The sequence below is a fragment of the Aquabacterium sp. CECT 9606 genome (genome assembly GCF_918741295.1).
Taxonomy (GTDB): Bacteria; Pseudomonadota; Gammaproteobacteria; order Burkholderiales; family Burkholderiaceae_C; genus Aquabacterium.
In genome coordinates this window covers 685109-703602 of record NZ_CAKKNB010000004.1, presented here as the reverse complement: position 1 = coordinate 703602, position 18494 = coordinate 685109, and the positions used below count along the sequence as shown (strand labels likewise).

General features: G+C 63.9%; 18 protein-coding genes. 6 read left to right on the top strand and 12 right to left on the bottom strand.

Annotation, left to right across the window (positions count from 1 at the left end; genetic code table 11):
• Positions 1-166 precede the first annotated feature (166 nt).
• A complete protein-coding gene (locus LQ232_RS20460) occupies positions 167-955 on the top strand; it encodes a hypothetical protein (protein WP_230182226.1) in 789 nt (262 codons plus the stop codon).
• Here LQ232_RS20460 and LQ232_RS20455 read toward each other — a convergent pair.
• From LQ232_RS20455 to LQ232_RS20445, 3 genes are read right to left on the bottom strand one after another with little or no spacing between them, the layout of a single operon-like run.
• Entirely contained in the window at positions 903-3482 is a 2580-nt protein-coding gene (locus LQ232_RS20455; RefSeq protein WP_230182397.1) for a DEAD/DEAH box helicase, read from the bottom strand. The two genes, LQ232_RS20460 and LQ232_RS20455, sit on opposite strands and share 53 nt — an antisense overlap.
• Before the next feature lie 55 nt (positions 3483-3537).
• Positions 3538-4350 (bottom strand): fumarylacetoacetate hydrolase family protein, encoded by an 813-nt coding sequence (locus tag LQ232_RS20450; protein WP_230182225.1) that lies wholly within the window; start codon positions 4348-4350, stop codon positions 3538-3540.
• 25 nt (positions 4351-4375) lie between these two features.
• A complete protein-coding gene (locus LQ232_RS20445; protein ID WP_230182224.1) occupies positions 4376-4594 on the bottom strand; it encodes a hypothetical protein in 219 nt (72 codons plus the stop codon).
• Between the two features lie 95 nt (positions 4595-4689).
• Between LQ232_RS20445 and edd the strand changes: the two genes are divergently transcribed.
• Both edd and eda read left to right on the top strand, forming a co-directional pair.
• Positions 4690-6525: a phosphogluconate dehydratase gene (edd, locus tag LQ232_RS20440; protein WP_230182223.1), complete on the top strand. Its 1836-nt coding sequence runs from the start codon at positions 4690-4692 to the stop codon at positions 6523-6525.
• Complete coding sequence (gene eda, locus LQ232_RS20435; protein ID WP_230182222.1) at positions 6522-7169, top strand: bifunctional 4-hydroxy-2-oxoglutarate aldolase/2-dehydro-3-deoxy-phosphogluconate aldolase; 648 nt, start codon at positions 6522-6524, stop codon at positions 7167-7169. The genes edd and eda overlap by 4 nt, the downstream gene beginning before the upstream one ends.
• Positions 7170-7179: 10 nt before the next feature.
• Here eda and egtD read toward each other — a convergent pair whose 3' ends face one another.
• Both egtD and LQ232_RS20425 read right to left on the bottom strand, forming a co-directional pair.
• Entirely contained in the window at positions 7180-8151 is a 972-nt protein-coding gene (gene egtD, locus LQ232_RS20430; protein ID WP_230182221.1) for an L-histidine N(alpha)-methyltransferase, read from the bottom strand.
• Between the two features lie 19 nt (positions 8152-8170).
• Entirely contained in the window at positions 8171-9505 is a 1335-nt protein-coding gene (locus LQ232_RS20425) for an SUMF1/EgtB/PvdO family nonheme iron enzyme (RefSeq protein WP_230182220.1), read from the bottom strand.
• 83 nt (positions 9506-9588) lie between these two features.
• On the opposite strand from LQ232_RS20425, the gene LQ232_RS20420 reads away from it, so the two are divergent.
• Complete coding sequence (locus tag LQ232_RS20420; protein ID WP_230182219.1) at positions 9589-9870, top strand: DUF427 domain-containing protein; 282 nt, start codon at positions 9589-9591, stop codon at positions 9868-9870.
• A 7-nt stretch (positions 9871-9877) separates the two neighbouring features.
• Here the strand turns inward: LQ232_RS20420 and LQ232_RS20415 are convergent, their stop codons facing one another.
• From LQ232_RS20415 to LQ232_RS20385, 7 genes are read right to left on the bottom strand one after another with little or no spacing between them, the layout of a single operon-like run.
• Positions 9878-10474: a thioredoxin family protein gene (locus tag LQ232_RS20415; RefSeq protein ID WP_230182218.1), complete on the bottom strand. Its 597-nt coding sequence runs from the start codon at positions 10472-10474 to the stop codon at positions 9878-9880.
• Positions 10475-10503: 29 nt separating this feature from the next.
• Positions 10504-11193 (bottom strand): phosphoglycolate phosphatase, encoded by a 690-nt coding sequence (gph, locus tag LQ232_RS20410; RefSeq protein ID WP_230182217.1) that lies wholly within the window; start codon positions 11191-11193, stop codon positions 10504-10506.
• A 4-nt stretch (positions 11194-11197) separates the two neighbouring features.
• Positions 11198-12073 (bottom strand): phosphoribulokinase, encoded by an 876-nt coding sequence (locus LQ232_RS20405; RefSeq protein WP_230182216.1) that lies wholly within the window; start codon positions 12071-12073, stop codon positions 11198-11200.
• A gap of 14 nt (positions 12074-12087) precedes the next feature.
• Complete coding sequence (locus tag LQ232_RS20400; protein ID WP_371820329.1) at positions 12088-13182, bottom strand: class 1 fructose-bisphosphatase; 1095 nt, start codon at positions 13180-13182, stop codon at positions 12088-12090.
• 53 nt (positions 13183-13235) lie between these two features.
• Positions 13236-14219, bottom strand: a complete 984-nt coding sequence (gene cbbX / locus LQ232_RS20395) for a CbbX protein (protein ID WP_230182215.1) — start codon at positions 14217-14219, stop codon at positions 13236-13238.
• Positions 14220-14244: 25 nt separating this feature from the next.
• Positions 14245-14688 carry a ribulose bisphosphate carboxylase small subunit gene (locus tag LQ232_RS20390; protein ID WP_230182214.1) on the bottom strand — a complete coding sequence of 148 codons (444 nt, stop codon included), beginning with the start codon at positions 14686-14688 and terminating at the stop codon, positions 14245-14247.
• 22 nt (positions 14689-14710) lie between these two features.
• Entirely contained in the window at positions 14711-16195 is a 1485-nt protein-coding gene (locus LQ232_RS20385; protein ID WP_230182213.1) for a form I ribulose bisphosphate carboxylase large subunit, read from the bottom strand.
• 119 nt (positions 16196-16314) lie between these two features.
• Here LQ232_RS20385 and LQ232_RS20380 point away from each other — a divergent pair, with 119 nt between their 5' ends.
• Complete coding sequence (locus tag LQ232_RS20380; protein WP_230182212.1) at positions 16315-17256, top strand: LysR family transcriptional regulator; 942 nt, start codon at positions 16315-16317, stop codon at positions 17254-17256.
• A gap of 50 nt (positions 17257-17306) precedes the next feature.
• On the top strand, positions 17307-18491 hold the full coding sequence (locus LQ232_RS20375) for an acetyl-CoA C-acyltransferase family protein (RefSeq protein WP_230182211.1): 1185 nt from the start codon (positions 17307-17309) through the stop codon (positions 18489-18491).
• Positions 18492-18494: the final 3 nt, after the last annotated feature.

The following is an 18494-nucleotide window of genomic DNA, read 5'->3' as shown; positions in this document are numbered from 1 at the left end:
CTCTGCCAGAAATCTTTGTGCTTTTCCAAATGAGCGCCGCGGTATCGCTGGCCGATACCCATGGACTTGCCCGGATCCACCTGGCAGAGATCGCTTTGCGCGCCTTTCAAGGCTGGGCACAGTGCGGCCACGTTCTGCTTCAGAACCATGCCAACAGGGAGCCCCCATGCCATCGCCTTCACTTCGATCACGCCACGTGTTGCCAGGACTGATGCTGCTCATCGCCCTCACCGCGATGGGCTGGCACGGCCCGATCCACCAACTGGTCGACTACCACCATTTTGCCGACCGGCGTGGGTGGCTCGGCATCCCGCATACCGCCAACGTGCTGTCCAACCTAGGCTTTGCCATCGTGGGCCTTTGGGGCCTGCTCCAACGGCACCCTGGCGGGCTGCCACGCCGCCCGGAGCATGCCGGTTACCGCCTGTTCTTCGCCGCCTTGCTGCTCACGGCGCTGGGATCAGGCTGGTACCACCTGGCCCCGGACAACGCCCGGCTGGTGTGGGACCGCTTGCCCATCGCCTTGGCCTGCGCGGGGCTGCTGGCCGCCATCGGGCGCGAGCACTTGGGGGCCGGCCGCTGGATCACCCCGGTCCTGGCTTTGCTGGGCGTGACCAGCGTGGGTTGGTGGCGTTACACCGACTTGCTGGGCGCGAACGATTTGCGCCCTTACCTGCTGCTTCAGCTGATGCCCTTGGTGCTAATCCCCATCGTGCAATGGCAAGCCGGGGCGCCTTGGGCACAACGCCGGGCCTTTCTGCTGGCCATGGTCTGCTATGTGATGGCCAAGGCCTGCGAGTTAGCCGACCACACCATCCTCGACAACGTGCTGCTGGTGAGCGGGCACACGCTCAAGCATCTGCTGGCCACCGTGGCGGCCGCCCTGGTGTTGCACGCCCGGTTCACCGCGGCGGGGCCAAGGGCGCCAGCAAGGCGTCTAGGTCGGCCACGCTGAACTTGGGCGTGGCGGCACCATCGCTGCCCAACACGCCCTCGGCCAAAGCGGCCTTGCGCGACTGCAGCTCGAGGATGCGCTCCTCGATGCTGCCCTCCACCACCAGCTTGTAGACAAACACCGGCTGGTCCTGCCCGATGCGGTGCGCGCGGGCCGTGGCCTGGTCTTCCACGGCCGGGTTCCACCAGGGATCGACATGGATCACGGTGTCGGCAGCGGTGAGGTTCAGGCCCACGCCACCGGCCTTCAGGCTGATCAGCAAAATGGGCGCCTCCTTGTTCTGGAAACTCGCCACCACCTCGCCGCGCTTTGAGGGCGGTGTCTGGCCGGTCAGGGCCAACCAGGGCAAGTGCAAGGCATCGAGTTGCTGCTCGATCAATCCCAGCATCTCGGTGAACTGCGAGAACACCAGCACGCGCCGGCCTTCGTCGACCAACTCGGGCAGCATGTCCAGCAGCACTTCCAGCTTGGCGCGCTCCATGGTCTTGGGCGTTTGCTCGCCCTTGAGCAGGTAGGGATCGCAGCACACCTGGCGCAGCTTGAGCAAAGCATCCAGGATGGTGATCTGCGCGCCCGCGAAGCCTTTGCGCTGCATGACACGGCGCACCTGTTCGTCGGCGGCCAGGCGCACGCTTTCATACAAGTCACGTTGGCGGCCTTGCAACTGCAAGCGCTTGATCACCTCGGTCTTGGGTGGCAACTCGGTGGCCACATCCTGCTTGCGCCGCCGCAGGATGAAAGGCCGCACACGCTTGGCCAACAGCTCGGCTCGCAAGGTCTCGCCGCCGACTTCGATCGGCTTGCGCCACAGGCGGTGAAAGCTGCGCGAATCACCCAGAAAGCCGGGCATCAAAAAGTCAAACTGTGCCCACAGCTCACCCAGGTGATTTTCAAGCGGTGTGCCGGTCATGCAAAGGCGGTGGCGGGTGTGCAGGCGCCGCACCGCCCGCGCGCTGTGGCTGGACGCGTTCTTCACCGTCTGCGCTTCATCCAGGATCACCAGGTGGAAGGGCTGGGCTTCCAGCATCCGGATGTCTCGCCACAGCAAAGGGTAGGTGGTCAGCACGATGTCGTGATCGGGCATGCGGGCGAAATCGTCGGCGCGTTTGCTGCCCTGCAGGGTCAGCACTTTGAGGCCAGGGGCCATGCGCTTCGCTTCGGCCTGCCAGTTGAAGACCAGCGACGTGGGCACGACCACCAGCACCGGCCGGTCGAGCCGCCCGGCCTGCTGTTCGATCAGGATGTGGGCCAGGGCCTGCGCCGTTTTGCCCAGCCCCATGTCGTCGGCCAGGATGCCGGCGAGGTGGTGCTCGCGCAGGTATTGCAGCCAGGCCACGCCATGCAATTGGTAAGGGCGCAAGGTGATGCTCAAGCCCGATGGGGCCGCCACCGGGCGAGGCTCGCCCGCCCCTTCCAGGCGCCGGGCCAGGGCCTGCAAACCAGCGGCGCCTTGCAGTTGCCAGGCGCCATGCACGCCTGCGCGCTCGGCTTGCGTGTCGAGCAGGCTCAAGCGCAAATCATCAACACGGTGGGCATCCCAAGGCGACAGGCGCAGGGGCCCATCGACGCGCCTGGGGTCGGTCAGCAAATCGAGCATGGCGCCCACGATGACCTTCAGCGGCGCGGCCAAGGCGTGGATGCGCTTGCCACCCGGCGCACGCAGAGAGATCAGCGCCAGATCATCGATGGCGGCCACCTTGTCGGCGTCCAGCCAGCGGGCATCGCGGCGCAACAAGTCAGCCAGCAAGGGCGACAGGTCCAGGGTCTGGCCCTCGATCTCGACCCCGAGGGACAGGAGCCAGGAGCCTTCCCGCCTGCCCAGGCCCAGGCCATCGGGCAAGGCGGCGCGCCCACGAAGGCGCGAGGCCACTTCCTTGCCCAGCACCTCGCCGGTTTCGGAATCGACGATCAGGCGCCAGGCCTCGACGGGCACGCTTTCATGCGCGAAACCGGGGCGCACCACCACCGTCCAGCCCTGGGCCTGCAAGCCCGGCGCCTGGTCAGCCCAGAAGTCCCCGAAGAATTCTTCCTGCAGCAAGGACCAAAGATGGTCATGCTCGCCCTCCCCGTTGGCCATGCGCCATTGCAAGGCGTCTGGCGGCAAGGGGTGGAAGCCCAAGGCGCGGATGGTGTCCAGCGCATCGGCCTCGGCGCCCAGATCCCGCCGCATCGTCATGGGCTGACCAACCCCGTCCACCAAGGGCTGCAAGGCCTTGGGGCGGCTGTTCAGCAAGGCCGTGGGCGCGGGCGTTTCCCAGCGCAGGCCATCGTCAGTGGTGTAGGCCCAGTCAATGCGAGCCACAGTCACATTGCCGCCGCGTGGCCCGAACAGGCCCGATGGCCTCATGCCCAGCAGACCATCACCGCGGGTCAGGGTTTGCAAGGTCAGCCGGGGGCGGAAGTGCCCCAGGGCCTCGCGGCGCGCTTGAACTGACGCCAGGATGTCGGGGACGGGGTCATCGGCACTGGCCCGCAGCAACGCCATCACACGGGCAGCGTCTTCTCCCAGCAAAGGCGGCAACTGCATCAAGGTGGCTTTGTCGGCTTGGCGGCGCAGCGCGTCCACCCAGGCGCGCACGGCCTCACTGCTGCGTGGACGGCTCACTGAACTGGCCCTGGATCAGGCGGGTGAAATGCACGGTCAATGCGCCCAGATCGCCATACTGGATGACGATGTCCTGGCCCAATGATAGGCTGAAACTGCCCGCGTAAGAGCCTGTGATCACCGCCTGGCCGGCCAGCAGGCCCCGCCCTCGCCCGCGCAGGAAATTGACCAGCCAATGCAGCGGCGCACGAGGCTGGCCGTTGGGGTGGTGCCCTTCGTGCACCTGCTCGGCATCCAAATCCTGGCGCACGCGAATCGACAAGTCTGAGGCGGTGCTGGCCCGCACGGCATCGACCTGCGGGCCCAGGAACAGCCCCTGGTTGACTAAGCCATCGGCCAGCTTCTCGGCAAAGCTGGCTTGGGCAGCCTCGCCAGGGGTGTAGCGGCTGTCGATCAATTCAAGGGCGATGTGCGTGCGCACGATCGCGGCATCCACCTCTTCAGGGCTGTAGGGCACAGCGCGGGCAGGCAGGTCTTGGCCCAGAATGAATGCCAGCTCTGGCTCCACCCTCACCAGGCCATCACGTGCCAACACCGGGCACAGGCGGCCGGTGTGAACCGTGCTGGCATAGATGGGAGCTGCGGTCAAACGCCCGTCTTGCGGCAGAGCGCATTTCCAGGCGCCAATGTGCCCCGACAACTCGTGGGTGACTGCGGCCTGGATGGCGAAAGCGTCGTCCAGGGATCGCGGACGGCATGCTTCGGGCAGGCGCGCCCCTTGCTCACCGGAAGCACGGCGGGCAGACAAAATGCGCGCCGCGTCGATGGCTGGTGACAACGTCTCCGTCATGAAATCAACCGAGGCAGGAATGGGCTCAACGTTTGCTGGACAAGAGCAGCGACGCCGCGCCCACCACAATGGCGCCCACGCTCAACCAGGTGGGGATGGCCACGGTTTCTTTCTGGCTCATGGACAGCTCGATGGGGCCAATCTTGGCCGCCTGATGCTCTTTGGTATAGCTCACGCCACCGTACACCAAACCGAGCGTGCCCGCCACGATCAGCACAATCCCAATGCCCTTGACCGGATTCATGATTCAAATTCTCCCAACGAACGATGTGGTGCCAGAATTCGGCACAGGGCATCTTAAGTCATGCCACCCGACACCTGAGAACCACTGAGCAAGCCGTGAACACCCATCCTGAGCTTCTGGCCATCACCGAGCGCATCCGCCAGCGCAGCGCGGTCACGCGCCAGCGCTACCTGCAAGGCATCGAAGACGCAGGCAAATCCAACCAATCGGGCCGGGCCCAGTTGGGTTGCACCAACCTCGCCCATGGCTACGCGGCCGCTGACCCACGGGACAAGATCTGGCTGCGCGAGCAACGCAAGCCCAACATCGCGATTGTCTCGGCCTACAACGACATGCTGTCGGCCCACCAGCCTTTTCAGGCTTTCCCGGAGTGGATCAAGCAAGCCGCGCGTGAAGCCGGGGCCACCGCCCAGTTCGCGGGCGGGGTACCCGCCATGTGCGATGGCGTCACACAAGGTCAGCCGGGCATGGAGCTGTCGCTGTTCTCGCGCGATGTGATCGCCCTGTCCACGGCGGTGGCGCTGTCGCACAACATGTTCGATGCCGTGTTGTGCCTGGGCGTGTGCGACAAGATCGTGCCCGGCCTGCTGATCGGCGCCTTGAGCTTTGGCCACCTGCCCACCATCTTCGTGCCCGCCGGGCCCATGGGCACGGGCCTGCCCAACACCGAGAAGGCCAAGATCCGCCAGAAGTTCGCGGCTGGCGAGATTGGCAAGGAAGCCTTGCTGGAGGCCGAAGAAAAGTCCTACCACTCGGCTGGCACCTGCACCTTCTACGGCACGGCCAACAGCAACCAAATGCTGATGGAGGTGATGGGCCTGCACCTGCCGGGCTCGGCCTTTGTGTCGCCCAGCACGCCGCTGCGCGAAGCGCTGACACGTGAAGCCGCGCGCCGTGTGGCGAGCATCACGCACCTCGGTGGCCACCACATCCCGTTGGGCAGGGTCGTCAACGAAGAGGCCATCGTCAATGGCATCGTGGGCCTGTTGTCCACGGGCGGCTCCACCAACCACACCTTGCACCTGGTGGCCATCGCGCGGGCGGCCGGCATCATCATCGATTGGGATGACTTTGACGCCCTGTCCAACATCGTGCCGCTGCTGGCCCGCGTCTACCCCAACGGCCACGCCGACGTCAACGAGTTCCACATGGCCGGAGGCATGGCTTTCCTGATCCGCGAACTGCTGGGTGCGGGGCTGCTGCACGCCGAGGTCCTGACCGCCATGGGCCAGGGCTTGCACCACTACACGCAGACGCCTTTGCTGCACAACGACCAGGTGCACTGGCAAGCCGTGCCGCCCGACAGCGGCAACGCCACGGTGCTGGCACCTTTTGCCACGCCCTTCTCGCCCGACGGCGGCCTCAAGGTGCTGAATGGCAACCTGGGCCGGTCGGTGATCAAGGTGTCGGCGGTCAAACCCGAGCACCGCCTGATCGAAGCCCCAGCCGTGGTGTTTGACCAGCAGGAAGACCTGATCGAGGCCTACAAGCGCGGCGAGCTGGAACGCCACTTCGTGGCGGTGCTGCGCTTCCAGGGCCCCCGCGCCAATGGCATGCCCGAGCTTCACTCGCTCACGCCCACCCTGGCCAACCTGCAGGACAAAGGTTTCAACGTCGCCTTGGTCACCGATGGCCGCATGTCGGGCGCGTCGGGCAAGGTGCCCTCGGCCATCCATATCACGCCTGAAGTGCTGGCCGGCGGCCCCTTGGGCAAGGTGCGTGATGGCGACATCATCCGGCTTGATTCAGAGGCCGGCACCTTGACGGCTTTGGTCGACGAGGCCGAGTGGGCCTTGCGCGAGGCCCCCATCGCCAACCTGTCGGCCAACACGCATGGCAGCGGCCGCGAGCTGTTCTCCACGTTCCGCCATGCAGTCACCGGCGCCGAGCAAGGCGCCATGTCCTTTGGCTTAGACCACACCAACCCATGAGCAACAAAAACCACATGCTGGCGGCCGTGATGCGCCTGAGCCCAGTGATCCCCGTGCTGGTGATCAACCGGACCGCCGATGCCGTGCCCATTGCCCGCGCCTTGCTGGCCGGTGGCCTGAAGGTCCTGGAGATCACCTTGCGCACACCCAACGCGCTTGAAGTGATCGAGACCTTGGCCAGAGAAGTGCCCGAGGCCGTGATCGCCGCTGGCACCGTGACCACCGTCAAGCAATGGGACGATGTGGCACGTGCCGGGGCGCAATTCGCCGTTTCGCCAGGGCTGACCCCCGCACTGGCCCAGTTCGCTCAAAAGGCGGCGATCCCCTTGCTGCCTGGGGTGGCCACGGCCAGCGAATTGATGACGGCGATGGACGCCGGCTTTGAGTGCTTCAAGTTTTTCCCGGCGCAGCAAGCTGGCGGCGTGGCCATGCTCAAGGCCTTGGCCGGGCCTTTTGCCGATGCGCTGTTTTGCCCCACCGGAGGCATCACGGTCGAGACCGCGCCCGGCTTCCTGGCCTTGCCCAATGTGGCCTGCGTGGGCGGCTCTTGGCTGGCACCAGCTCCAGTCGTCGAGGCCGGTGACTGGTCGGCCATCGAGGTATTGGCCCACGCCGCCAGCGGCTTGGGCCGGCTGACCTGCTGAACCCGCCTGGTCAAGCCGCGATCAGCAGGGTCTCGGCAAAAGGCCAGTCTTCGTCAATCCACTGGCCGCCCGAGGTGAACCCGGCTTGCGCTCCCATGGCCAGCACATCAGGCGCCAGGTATTTGCGGCTGATCTCGGTCCAGATGGTGTCCCCGGCCTCGAACTCCACCGTCAAGCCCGCGCCCGGAATCTCCACCGATTGCTTGACGCGAGAGCGGATGTGCATCTCGATGGCACTGGCCTGCGGGTTGAAACGCGCTTCGTGCTCGAACTGCTTCAGGTCAAAGCCCGCGCTCAGTTCGCGGTTCATGCGCACCAGCAAGTTCAAGTTGAAGGCCGCGGTCACGCCCAAAGCATCGTCGTAGGCACTGACCAAGGTCTGGGTGGGCTTGACCAGGTCGGTGCCCAGCAGCAGCGCATCACCAGGGCGCATCATCTTGCGCACATCGCCCAGGAAACGCTGTGCGTCGGGGCGCGCGAAGTTGCCGATGGTGCTGCCCAAAAAGAGCACCAGCATGGGCGACTCGCCCTGGCGCATGGCGGTGATCTGCTGCAAGCCGGGCAGGTATTCACGCTCGATGCCCAGCACCTTCACGCCAGCGATGTCGCTCAGTTCACGGCCGCATTGCGCCAAGGCCGTGGCCGATATCTCAATGGGGTAGTAGGTGCAAGGCTGGTGCCGGGCACAGGCCTCAAGTACCCAGCGGGTCTTGCGGCCACTGCCACTGCCCAGCTCCACCACCGTGCGCACAGGGCCAGTCCTGGCGAGGATGTCCTGGGCATTCGCCTTGATCAGGCGTTCATCGGCGCGGGTCAGGCCATATTCCGGCAAGTGCGTGATGACCTCGAACAAGGCCGAGCCCACAGCGTCATAGAGGTATTTGGACGGCAACGTCTTCTGGGGGGATTGCGTCAAGCCACCGTAGACATCGGTGGCGAACGCATCCGCCTGGGCAGCGGTGGGTGCAGTGGATAGGGCCATGCCAGTCTTCCTTTTTTTGTCAGTCAGCACTGACGCAACGCAAGCCTGCGTACACGTGCTGGTAGTGCGCCTGGAACCAGTTGCGAAAAGAAGGCCTCAACATGCAGGCCGCGGTCCGGGGTGAGCCGCCCTTCAGCACAAAGTGCTTCCCGTCAAAGAAATCCTTGGAATACCCAGGGTAGAACGGAAAGGCCTCAAACCCCTCCGCGGGCTCGAACACACTGCGGGTCCACTCCCAGCCATTGCCGAACATGCCCACCACGCCAAAATCACTGACCTGTGGACAGGCCTGCACGGGCTCAGGATCCCACTGTCGGAAGTTGGCATTGCAAGGCCCGCCTTCACCCAGCTGAACGCCAGACGCAGCGCGCATCCACTGGGCCTCGGTGGGCAAAGCCTTGCCAGCCCAACACGCGTAGGCGCTCGCCTCGGCATGGCTCACGTACACAGGCCAGTCCAGGGGCAAGGGCAAATCGTGGTGCATGGCACGCAGCAACCAGCCATCACGGTCACAGCGCCAAAACACGGGTTGCCGGATGCCATGGCTTTCTCGCCAAGCCCAATCTTGCGGCTTCCAGAACTCGGGGCGCTCGTAACCACCATCGGCCATGAAGGCCAGGTACTGCCCGTTGGTGACCATGTGCCGGTCGATTGAAAACGCCGGCACGCCCACCTCATGGGCCGGGAACTCGTTGTCCCACCCAAACGCCTGTGCATTGGCACGCGACTCGCCCAGCATGACGTTGCCCGACGGGATGCTGACCATGGCCGGTTTGGGCGCAGGCGCGGTGTGCGTCATCTGGGGCATCGGGGTTTCGACACGCCAGGAACCCACCGGCAAGCGGTGCAGCATGTACGCCAGCGTTTCGGCGTGCATCAGGCGGTGCTCGACGGCCACGTTGAGCAGGCAAGCTGCATCGAAGTGACGCCCGCTGCCACCGGCCCAAGGCCCCGGCCAACTCACCGGCAAGGTGGCCATGAGTTTGTCCAAGCCGTCACGAACGGACTGGCGGTAGACGTGGATGGCCTGCAAATCTGGCCAATCGCCCGGCAGATCCTGCGGCAAACCCGTGCCAACAGGGTCAATGCCAAACGCGAACAACTGGTTGAAGCCCGCATTGACGGCAGACGCCGTGACCGCGCGCCGGCTCGTCAGCAGGTTCCAGTCAAAGGCCTCGAGGTGGCCCAGGTAGAAGATGATCCTGTGTCGCTCGGCAATGGGCCTTTGGTAAAGCACCTCGGGGCGAAGACCATCGAACAGGGCATCGGTGATGGACCGGGCTTCGTGCCAGCGAGCCAGCAGCTGTGGCCGAACGTCGGGACGGTCAAGGGCAGTCGGTTCTTCGCGGTTCATGACACGTGGGAAAGAGCAGATTGAACCCACGATAACCGAAGTACAGTTCCACCTTCGATGACAGGGGTCATCAGGAGGACAACATGAAAGCCATCTGGAACGGCGTGGTCGTCGCCGAGAGCGACGACATCGTGGTGGTTGAAGGCAACCATTACTTCCCCGAGAGTGCGCTCAAGCGCGAGTACGCGCTGTCCAGCAATCGCCGTACCATGTGCTCGTGGAAAGGTGAGGCCAGCTACTACACCTTGTTCGTGGATGGCAATGCCAACCAGGACGCGGTCTGGTACTACCCCAACCCCAAGGAAGCGGCCGAAGAGATCAAGGGCCGCGTGGCCTTCATGCGCGGCGTCTCGATCGAAGAGTGAGCCCTGGTCAGGCGGCCAAGGCCTTCTTGCCCACAGGCGCTTCGCCCAGTTCGGAGTCGCGCCATTTGATCGAGCAGCCGATGCTGGGGTATTGGTCGCCCGGGCCATAGCCGTAATAGGCGATCAGGCGCATGGCGTCGAACAACTCGCGCGGGGCGTCTTCGGGTGCGGGCTCGCGGCCGGAAGCGTCAAGGCGGCCACGGTAGTGCAGGCAGCCGCCACCATCAAAGGCGTAGAAATCAGGCGTGCACACGGCGCCATAGGCGCGTGCCACCTCCTGCGTTTCGTCGTGCAGGTAGTGGAAAGGGAAATCCATCTCGGCGGCGATGCACTGCATGTTCTCGAAGCTGTCTTCCGGGTAGGTGGAATCGTCGTTCGAGTTGATGGCGATGGTGTTGACGCCCAAGGGCAGCAACTCGCGGGCGTCGCGGATGATGCGCGGCAACACGGCCTTCACGTAGGGACAGTGGTTGCAGATGAAGATGACCAGCGTGCCGTGTCGGCCAGACAGCTCCTTGAGCGTGTGCATCTTGCCGTCCACGCCCTTCAGGCGAAACGGTGCGGCGTGCCAGCCAAGGTCAGCGATGGGGGTCGTCACAGCCATGAATATCTCCTTAACTCGTCGGTTGACAATTAAGCGGCCATGCGCAGGTTGAGCACATGGTCGGCGATTCGGGCGATGTCGGTAAACACGCCGTCAGGATTGGAAGCTTCAATGGGTTGTCCGCCGTTGTAGCCGTAGGGAACGGCCCAGGCAGCCACGCCAGCACGCTGGGCAGTCTCCACATCAATCGAGGAATCACCCACATGCGCTGTGTGTGATTTATCCACATTCAGCGCCTCAAGGCAATACTCAATCACCAATGGATGGGGTTTTTTTTCTGTCAGGCTGTCGCCGCCCAGAACGATCTGGAAAAAGGGGGCAAGGCCCGTCACTTCCAGCACCTTGTGCGCAAAGCGCACTTCCTTGTTGGTGACGCAAGCCAGGCGCACCCCTGCGGTGCGCAGGCGCTCCAGACCGTCCAGGCAACCGGGGTACAACTGGCTGTCGGTGCCGGTGGTGTCGTTGTAGTGGCGCTCAAAACAGTGCATCACGGCTTCAACATCCAGGCTGTCCACGTGGGTCTCACCGGCTTGTCTGGCCTGCTTGAGCAAGCCCTTCATCAGCTCGCGCGTGCCGTGGCCAATCAACTTGGTGACGTCACCCAACGGTCGCCGTGGCAAGCCAATCTCGGCCAGCGTGCGGTTGGCGGCCTCGGCGATTTCGGCGGCGGTGTCCACCATGGTGCCGTCCAGGTCGAAGGTGATGAGTTGAATGGTCATTTGGTTAACGCATTTGTGCGCGGCGGATTTCCATCAGGCGCAGGATCATGGGGGTGAGGATGAGTTGCATGGCCAGGTCCATCTTGCCGCCAGGCACCACGATGGTGTTGGCGCGCGACATGAACGAGTCGCCGATCATCGACAGCAGGTAAGGAAAGTCGATGCCACGCGGGTTGCGGAAGCGGATCACCGTCATGCTTTCGCCGGCCGTGGGCACATCGCGGGCGATGAAGGGGTTGGAGGTATCAACCACCGGCACACGCTGGAAGTTGATGTCGGTCTCGCCGAACTGCGGGCACACGTAGTGCACGTAATCGTGCATGCGGCGCAGGATGGTGTCGGACACGGACTCTTTGCTGTAGCCCCTGAACTTGGTATCACGGTGGATTTTTTGAATCCACTCCAGGTTGATGATGGGCACCACGCCGATCTTCAAATCGACGTGGCGCACCAAGTCCACCTCGTCGGTCTTGACGCAGCCGTGCAGGCCTTCATAGAACAGCACGTCCGTGTCCACAGGCGTGTCCTGCCAGGGCGTGAAGGTGCCGGGCTCTTGCCCGTAGGGGTGCGCCTCGGCTTCGTTGTGCAGGTAATAGCGGGTCTTGCAGCGGCCGGTTTCACCATAGGCTTGGTACTGCTTGCCCAGCATTTCCCATTCGTTGGCTTTGGGGCCAAAGTGGCTCAGGGCAATGCCTTCGCGCTCGTACTCGGCCACGCGCACCTTCATCTCTGTGCGCGAGTAGCGGTGAAAGGCGTCGCCTTCAATCACGGCGGGGGTGATGCCCTCGCGCCGGAAGATCGCGTCAAATGTGCTTTTGACGGTGCTGGTGCCCGCGCCACTGGAGCCGGTCACCACGATGATGGGGTGTTTGCGAGACATGTCGAATCACCCGATCAGGCTTGAGGTTGCACGAACAGCGAACGCGTCTTGAACAACTGCCAAGACACGTTCTCATGCGGCTCTTCGTGGTAACTGACGATGCGGTCGACCTCTTCCTTTGAACCCAGGATGACGGGCACGCGCTGGTGCAAGGTGTCGGGCACCACCTCCAGCAGATCGTGCGTGCCATTGACGGCACGGCCTCCGGCCTGCTCCACCAACAGGGCCATGGGCGCGGCTTCGTACATGTGGCGCAAGCGGCCGGCTTTGCGTGGCTCGCGCTCATCGCGCGGGTACATGAACACACCACCGCGCGTCATGATGCGGTGCACTTCGGCGACCATGCTGGCGACCCACCGCATGTTGAAGTCCTTATGGCGAGGGCCTGATTCACCCGCGATGCATTCGGCCACGTAGCGCTGCACGGGCTTTTCCCAGAAACGCTGGTTGGACGCGTTGATGGCGAACTCGCGCGTGGCCACGGGGATGCGCACCTCGGATTGCGTCAAGACCCACCGGGCCGGCCCCTCGCCTTGCAGGCTGGCGCGGTCCAGGGTGAACATCTGCACGCCTTGGCGACAGGTCAACACCATCACCGTGCAGGGGCCGTACAGCACATAGCCGGCCGCCACTTGTTGCTGGCCGGGCTGCAGAAACCCCATCTCGCCAGGCGTGGTGCCACGGTAGGGATGAGGCAGCACCGAGAAGATGGTGCCCACCGAAATATTGGCTTCGATGTTGGACGAGCCATCGAGCGGATCGAAGACCACCAGGTACCGCCCCTGGTTGCCATGCTCATCAGACACGAACGGCATCTCGTGCTCTTCACTGGCCCAGCCGGCCACGTGCGGACAGGCTGCCATGGCTGCGGACAGCACGTCGTCGGCCATCACGTCCAGCTTCTTCTGATCCTCGCCTTGCGAGTTGCTGGACGAGGCCAGGCCATGGGCACCCGCCAAGGCACCTTGCGCCGCGACCTCGCTGATGGCCGCGCAAGCCTGCGCGATGGTCAGCAACGTGGCGGTCAAAGCCTGGGCCACGTCAGCGGGCATGCCCGACAGGTTCAAGGCCAAGGCTTCTGTCAGTTCCACAACGGGCGTGGTGTTCATGGTGGGGTCCTCTGTGAGTTGTTATGTTTGTGCTCGAACAATTGAATGTTCGATCAGGCCGTGGGCACGGCGAACAGCCGGCTGGATCGGATGTCGGCCACTTCGATGGTGGTCAGGTCAGCGCGGGTCAGCACACGGTCGCGGTCTTCGAAGAGGCGGCTGGCCTGGCGCAAACGGGCGCGATCCAGGGCATTGCGCACGCTGCGGGCGTTGGCGAAGTGGGGTTGCTCAAGGCGCCGGCCCAGGTAGTCGTCAAAGGCTTCGCGGGCACCTTCGCCAAAGCAGTAGTGCTGCTGATCGAGCATCTTGTCGGCAATGCTGAGCAGCTCGGGCGTGGCGTAATCCGGGAAGTCCAGGTGGTGCGCGATCCGGGATGACATGCCCGGGTTGCTCTGGAAGAAATTGTCCATGCGGTCTTTGTAGCCCGCCAGGATCACGACCAGGTCGTCGCGCTGGTTCTCCATCACCTGCAGCAGGATCTCGATGGCTTCCTGGCCGTAGTCGCGCTCGTTCTCGGGCTTGTAGAGGTAATAGGCCTCGTCGATGAAAAGCACGCCGCCCATGGCCTTCTTGAGCACTTCCTTGGTCTTGGGCGCCGTGTGGCCGATGTACTGGCCGACCAAGTCGTCGCGCGTCACGGCCACCAGGTGGCCTTTGCGCACATAGCCCAAGCGGTGCAGGATCTCGGCCATGCGCAAGGCCACCGTGGTCTTGCCCGTGCCAGGGTTGCCCGTGAAGCACATGTGCAGCGACGGGCTCTGCGCCGACAGGCCGAAGCCCGAGCGCAGCTTGTCGATCACCAGCAGGGCCGCGATGTCGCGGATGCGTGTCTTGACCGGGGCCAGGCCCACGAGGTCGCGGTCCAGCTCGTCCATCACGTCGTCGATGCGGCTTTGGGCCAGCACCTCGGCCACCGTGCGGGGCACGGGTGCCTCGTCGACCGTTTGCACCGCTGCGGCCACGGGGGTGGTCGCAACAGGTGCGTCGGCGGGAGCACGTTGGGTACTGCCTGGGATGGTGTAGAGCGGCGCGTTCATGGGCTGGTCCTGGTCGTCGTCGGCATCAATCGCTGTAGCGTTCGCCTTCCGGCTCGCTCAGGGCGTAGGCGCTCATGGTGTAGCGCACCTGGCGGCTGTCCACCTCGTGGCGTTCCAGGCGGAAGCCGGGCTCGTTCTTGGGGCGATTGACGATGAAGCTCATGACGATGGTCTCGACGCCACGGGTCGAGTCAAAGGCCATCAGGCGGATGTAGTGGCCACGGCCAAAGGTGTCGCGGCAGGCCTTCAGTTCGGTCATGACGCCAGCGGCATCCTTCAGGTCGAACATGGGGTTGCCGTACATCTCCCAGTAGGTGTTGCGCGGGTGTGGATCGTCGGTGTATTCCACGCTCCAGGCGTAGCCCTTGCGCAGGCCGTATTCGATCTGCAATGCGATCTCGGCGTCGGTCAGGTCGGGCAAAAAGCTGAACTGGCCCTGCGTGAGGCGGCCGGTAGGGTTGGTCATCATGGTGGTGTTCTCCTTGCCCTGCTTAGTTGGAAACGCCCGGCGTCACGGCGTAGTCGGACGTGTCGGTCGAGGTGTAGTTGAAGGTGATGTCACCCCAGGTGTCGAGCGCCTGCTTGAGGGGGGTGCAGAACTGCGCGGCCTTGCGCAAGATGTCCGGACCCTCGTTGAGGATGTCGCGGCCTTCGTTTCTAGCCTTGACCATGCACTCCAGCGCCACGCGGTTGGCCACGGCGCCGGCCTGGATGCCCGCAGGGTGGCCGATGGTGCCGCCGCCGAACTGCAGCACCACATCGTCGCCGAACAGGTCGATCAGCTGGTGCATCTGGCCGGCGTGGATGCCGCCCGAGGCCACGGGCATGACCTTCTTCAGGTCGGCCCAGTCCTGGTCGAAGAACAGGCCGCGCGGCAGGTCCATGCGCGTGACGCTGTCGCGGCAGACGTTGTAGTAGCCCTGCACGGTCATCGGATCGCCTTCGAGCTTGCCGACGGCGGTGCCGGTGTGCAGGTGGTCGCAGCCCGCCAGGCGCAGCCACTTGGCGATCACGCGGAAGCTCACGCCGTGGTTCTTCTGGCGCGTGTAGGTGCCATGGCCCGCACGGTGCATGTGCATGATCATGTCGTTCTTGCGGCACCAGTTGGCCATCGACTGGATGGCGGTGTAGCCAATCACCAGGTCAACCATGATGATGACCGAGCCCAGGCTCTTGGCGAACTCGGCGCGCTCGTACATGTCTTCCATCGTGGCGGCGGTCACGTTCAGGTAGCTGCCCTTGACCTCACCGGTGGCGGCGCTGGCCTTGTTGACCGCGTCCATCACGAAGAGGAAGCGGTCACGCCAATGCATGAAGGGTTGCGAGTTGATGTTCTCGTCGTCCTTCATGAAGTCGAGGCCACCCTTGAGGCCTTCGTACACCACGCGGCCGTAGTTGCGGCCCGACAGGCCCAGCTTGGGCTTGGTGGTGGCGCCCAGCAGCGGGCGGCCGAACTTGTCCAGGCGCTCGCGCTCGACGATCAGGCCGGTGGGTGGCCCCTTGAAGGTCTTGACGTAGGCCACGGGCACGCGGATGTCTTCCAGGCGCGCGGCCTTCAAGGGCTTGAAGCTGAAGACGTTGCCGATGAGGGACGCCGTCATGTTGGCGATCGAGCCTTCTTCGAACAGGATGATGTCGTAGGCGACGTAGGCGAAGTACTGGCCCGGGTTGTTGGGCACGGGCTCGACGCGGTAGGCCTTGGCGCGGTAGCTGTCGCAGGCGGTCAGGCGGTCGGTCCACACCACGGTCCAGGTGGCGGTGGACGATTCACCGGCCACGGCGGCGGCAGCTTCGATCGGGTCCACGCCATCTTGCGGGGTGATGCGGAACAGACAGAGAACGTCGGTGTCCTTGGGCTGGTAGTCGGAATCCCAATAACCCATCTGGCGGTACTTGAGCACGCCAGCGCTGTAGCGCTTTTTCTGGTCGGTGATTTGATCGGCGTTGACCACGCCGGCTTCCACTGGTTTGTTCATGTTGAATCCTCGGTGGGAATGGAAAAAGCGGACAAAAACGATGGGTTGAATTCAATGTAGGACGCGACCCGACTAAGGTAAATTCAGTTATTCTTTGAATTCACTTAAGGGATTGCTTAATGAGAAGCGTGACTTTTAGGCAATTAAGGGTCTTCACGGAGGTCGCCCGCCAGCTCAGTTTTGGCCGCGCGGCCGAGGTCTTGCACCTCACGCCCCCTGCGGTGACCATGCAGGTCAAGGAGCTGGAAGGCCATGTCGGCATGCCCCTGTTCGAGCGCCAGGGCCGCAACATCCAGCTGACCATGGGGGGCGAGTACTTCCTGGTCTACGCCAAACGTTTGCTTTCAACTTTGAAAGATGCTGACAACGTGATGGCCCGATTCAAGGGGGTTCAGACGGGTGTTTTGACCATCGGGCTCATCAGCACGGCGGGTTATTTCCTGCCGCAGCTGCTGGCGCGCTTTCGGGCTGAGCACCCCGGGGTGGACGTCAAACTTGATGTGACCCGCGACATCACCAAATTGATGGCGCGCATGCACAGCAATGAAATCGACCTGGCCGTGATGGGCCGACCGCCCAAGGAATACGCCATGCGCGCCGAACCTTTCGCGGGCCATGCCATGGTGTTCGTTTGCCCGCCCGGGCACCCGCTGCTGGGCGTGGGCCACCCGCCGCTCAATGCTTTGATGAATCATCCGCTGATCGCGCGGGAGGTGGGCTCAGAAGTTCGAGAGGTGCTGGATGCCTATTTGAAGCACCACCAGATGGCACCCCGCATCGGGATGGAGATCGCCAGCAACGAGACCATCAAGGCGGCGGTCACGGCGGGGCTGGGCATCGGCTTTTTGTCATTGCACGCCGTGGCGCCCGAACTGCGCAACGGCCTTTTGCACCGGGTCGACTTTGAAGGCACGCCGCTGCGGCGCACCTGGAACATCGTGCATGAGGTCTCCAAAGTGCTGTCCCCGGCCGCCGAGGCGTTTCGGTACTTTGTGCTGGAGCACGCTGAAAGCATCATGGGGGCGCAGGATTCGACCTTGCTGGCGCCCAACACGGCATAATCTGACAATCTTTCCGATCACATCCCTCCCCCTCTCTTGAAGGAAAAGCCATGACTCGTGAAGTCGTTTTCGTGGGCGCCGCCCGCACCGCCATCGGCACCTTTGGTGGTTCGCTCAAGGAAGTGCCCCCGGCCGATCTGGGCGCCCTGGTCATCAAGACCGCGATGGAACGCGCTGGCGTGCAGCCCAAAGACGTGGGCCACGTGGTGCTGGGCAATGTGATCCCCACCGTGCCTCAGGATGCCTACATCAGCCGCGTTGCTGCGCTGAACGCAGGCGTGCCGCAAGAAACGCCCGCCTTCAACGTGAACCGCCTGTGCGGTTCGGGTCTGCAAGCCGTGGTGTCGGCCGCGCAATCCATCCTGCTGGGTGATTGCGACGTGGCCATCGGTGCCGGTGCTGAATCCATGAGCCGTGGCGCTTACCTGGTCACCAGCAACCGTTGGGGCGCGCGCATGGGCGACGTCAAGATGCTGGACTTCATGCTCGGTGCCCTGCACGACCCGCGCAAGCACATCCACATGGGCATCACTGCTGAAAACGTGGCCGCCCGCTACGACATCACCCGCGAGCAGCAGGACGCCTACGCCGCGCAAAGCCAGCAGCGCGCCGCCGCCGCGATCGAAGCCGGCTACTTCAAGGAACAGATCGTGGCGGTGGAGTTGCAAACCCGCAAGGGCACCACGCTGTTCGACACCGACGAGCACGTGAAGGGCGACACCACCGCTGAAACCCTGGGCAAAATGAAACCCGCCTTCAAGAAAGAAGAAGGCACCGTGACCGCTGGCAACGCCTCTGGCCTGAACGACGGCGCTGCTGCCGTGGTCATGGCCTCGGCAGAGAAGGCCAAGGAATTGGGCCTCAAGCCGCTGGCCCGCCTGGTGTCCTATGGCCACGCCGGTGTCGAGCCCGAATACATGGGCATCGGCCCCGTGCCCGCTTCCAAGGCTGCGCTGGCCAAGGCTGGCCTGACCGTGGCCGACCTGGACGTGATCGAATCCAACGAAGCTTTTGCTGCACAAGCCTGCGCCGTGTCCAAGGAAATGGGCTTCCCCAACGAGAAGACCAACCCCAATGGCTCGGGCATCTCGCTGGGCCACCCCGTGGGCGCCACCGGTGCCATCCTGGTGACCAAGGCTTTGTACGAACTGCAACGCATCAAGGGCCGCTATGCCTTGATCACGATGTGCATTGGCGGTGGGCAAGGCATTGCCATGATCATCGAACGCATCTGATTG

Coding starts and splice junctions, on each gene's coding strand:
- LQ232_RS20460 (WP_230182226.1), top strand. CDS start 167: ATGCCATCGCCTTCACTTCGATCACGCCACGTGTTGCCAGGACTGATG.
- LQ232_RS20455 (WP_230182397.1), bottom strand. CDS start 3,482: ATGCAGTTGCCGCCTTTGCTGGGAGAAGACGCTGCCCGTGTGATGGCG.
- LQ232_RS20450 (WP_230182225.1), bottom strand. CDS start 4,350: ATGACGGAGACGTTGTCACCAGCCATCGACGCGGCGCGCATTTTGTCT.
- LQ232_RS20445 (WP_230182224.1), bottom strand. CDS start 4,594: ATGAATCCGGTCAAGGGCATTGGGATTGTGCTGATCGTGGCGGGCACG.
- eda (WP_230182222.1), top strand. CDS start 6,522: ATGAGCAACAAAAACCACATGCTGGCGGCCGTGATGCGCCTGAGCCCA.
- egtD (WP_230182221.1), bottom strand. CDS start 8,151: ATGGCCCTATCCACTGCACCCACCGCTGCCCAGGCGGATGCGTTCGCC.
- LQ232_RS20425 (WP_230182220.1), bottom strand. CDS start 9,505: ATGAACCGCGAAGAACCGACTGCCCTTGACCGTCCCGACGTTCGGCCA.
- LQ232_RS20420 (WP_230182219.1), top strand. CDS start 9,589: ATGAAAGCCATCTGGAACGGCGTGGTCGTCGCCGAGAGCGACGACATC.
- LQ232_RS20415 (WP_230182218.1), bottom strand. CDS start 10,474: ATGGCTGTGACGACCCCCATCGCTGACCTTGGCTGGCACGCCGCACCG.
- gph (WP_230182217.1), bottom strand. CDS start 11,193: ATGACCATTCAACTCATCACCTTCGACCTGGACGGCACCATGGTGGAC.
- LQ232_RS20405 (WP_230182216.1), bottom strand. CDS start 12,073: ATGTCTCGCAAACACCCCATCATCGTGGTGACCGGCTCCAGTGGCGCG.
- LQ232_RS20400 (WP_371820329.1), bottom strand. CDS start 13,182: ATGAACACCACGCCCGTTGTGGAACTGACAGAAGCCTTGGCCTTGAAC.
- cbbX (WP_230182215.1), bottom strand. CDS start 14,219: ATGAACGCGCCGCTCTACACCATCCCAGGCAGTACCCAACGTGCTCCC.
- LQ232_RS20390 (WP_230182214.1), bottom strand. CDS start 14,688: ATGATGACCAACCCTACCGGCCGCCTCACGCAGGGCCAGTTCAGCTTT.
- LQ232_RS20385 (WP_230182213.1), bottom strand. CDS start 16,195: ATGAACAAACCAGTGGAAGCCGGCGTGGTCAACGCCGATCAAATCACC.
- LQ232_RS20380 (WP_230182212.1), top strand. CDS start 16,315: ATGAGAAGCGTGACTTTTAGGCAATTAAGGGTCTTCACGGAGGTCGCC.
- LQ232_RS20375 (WP_230182211.1), top strand. CDS start 17,307: ATGACTCGTGAAGTCGTTTTCGTGGGCGCCGCCCGCACCGCCATCGGC.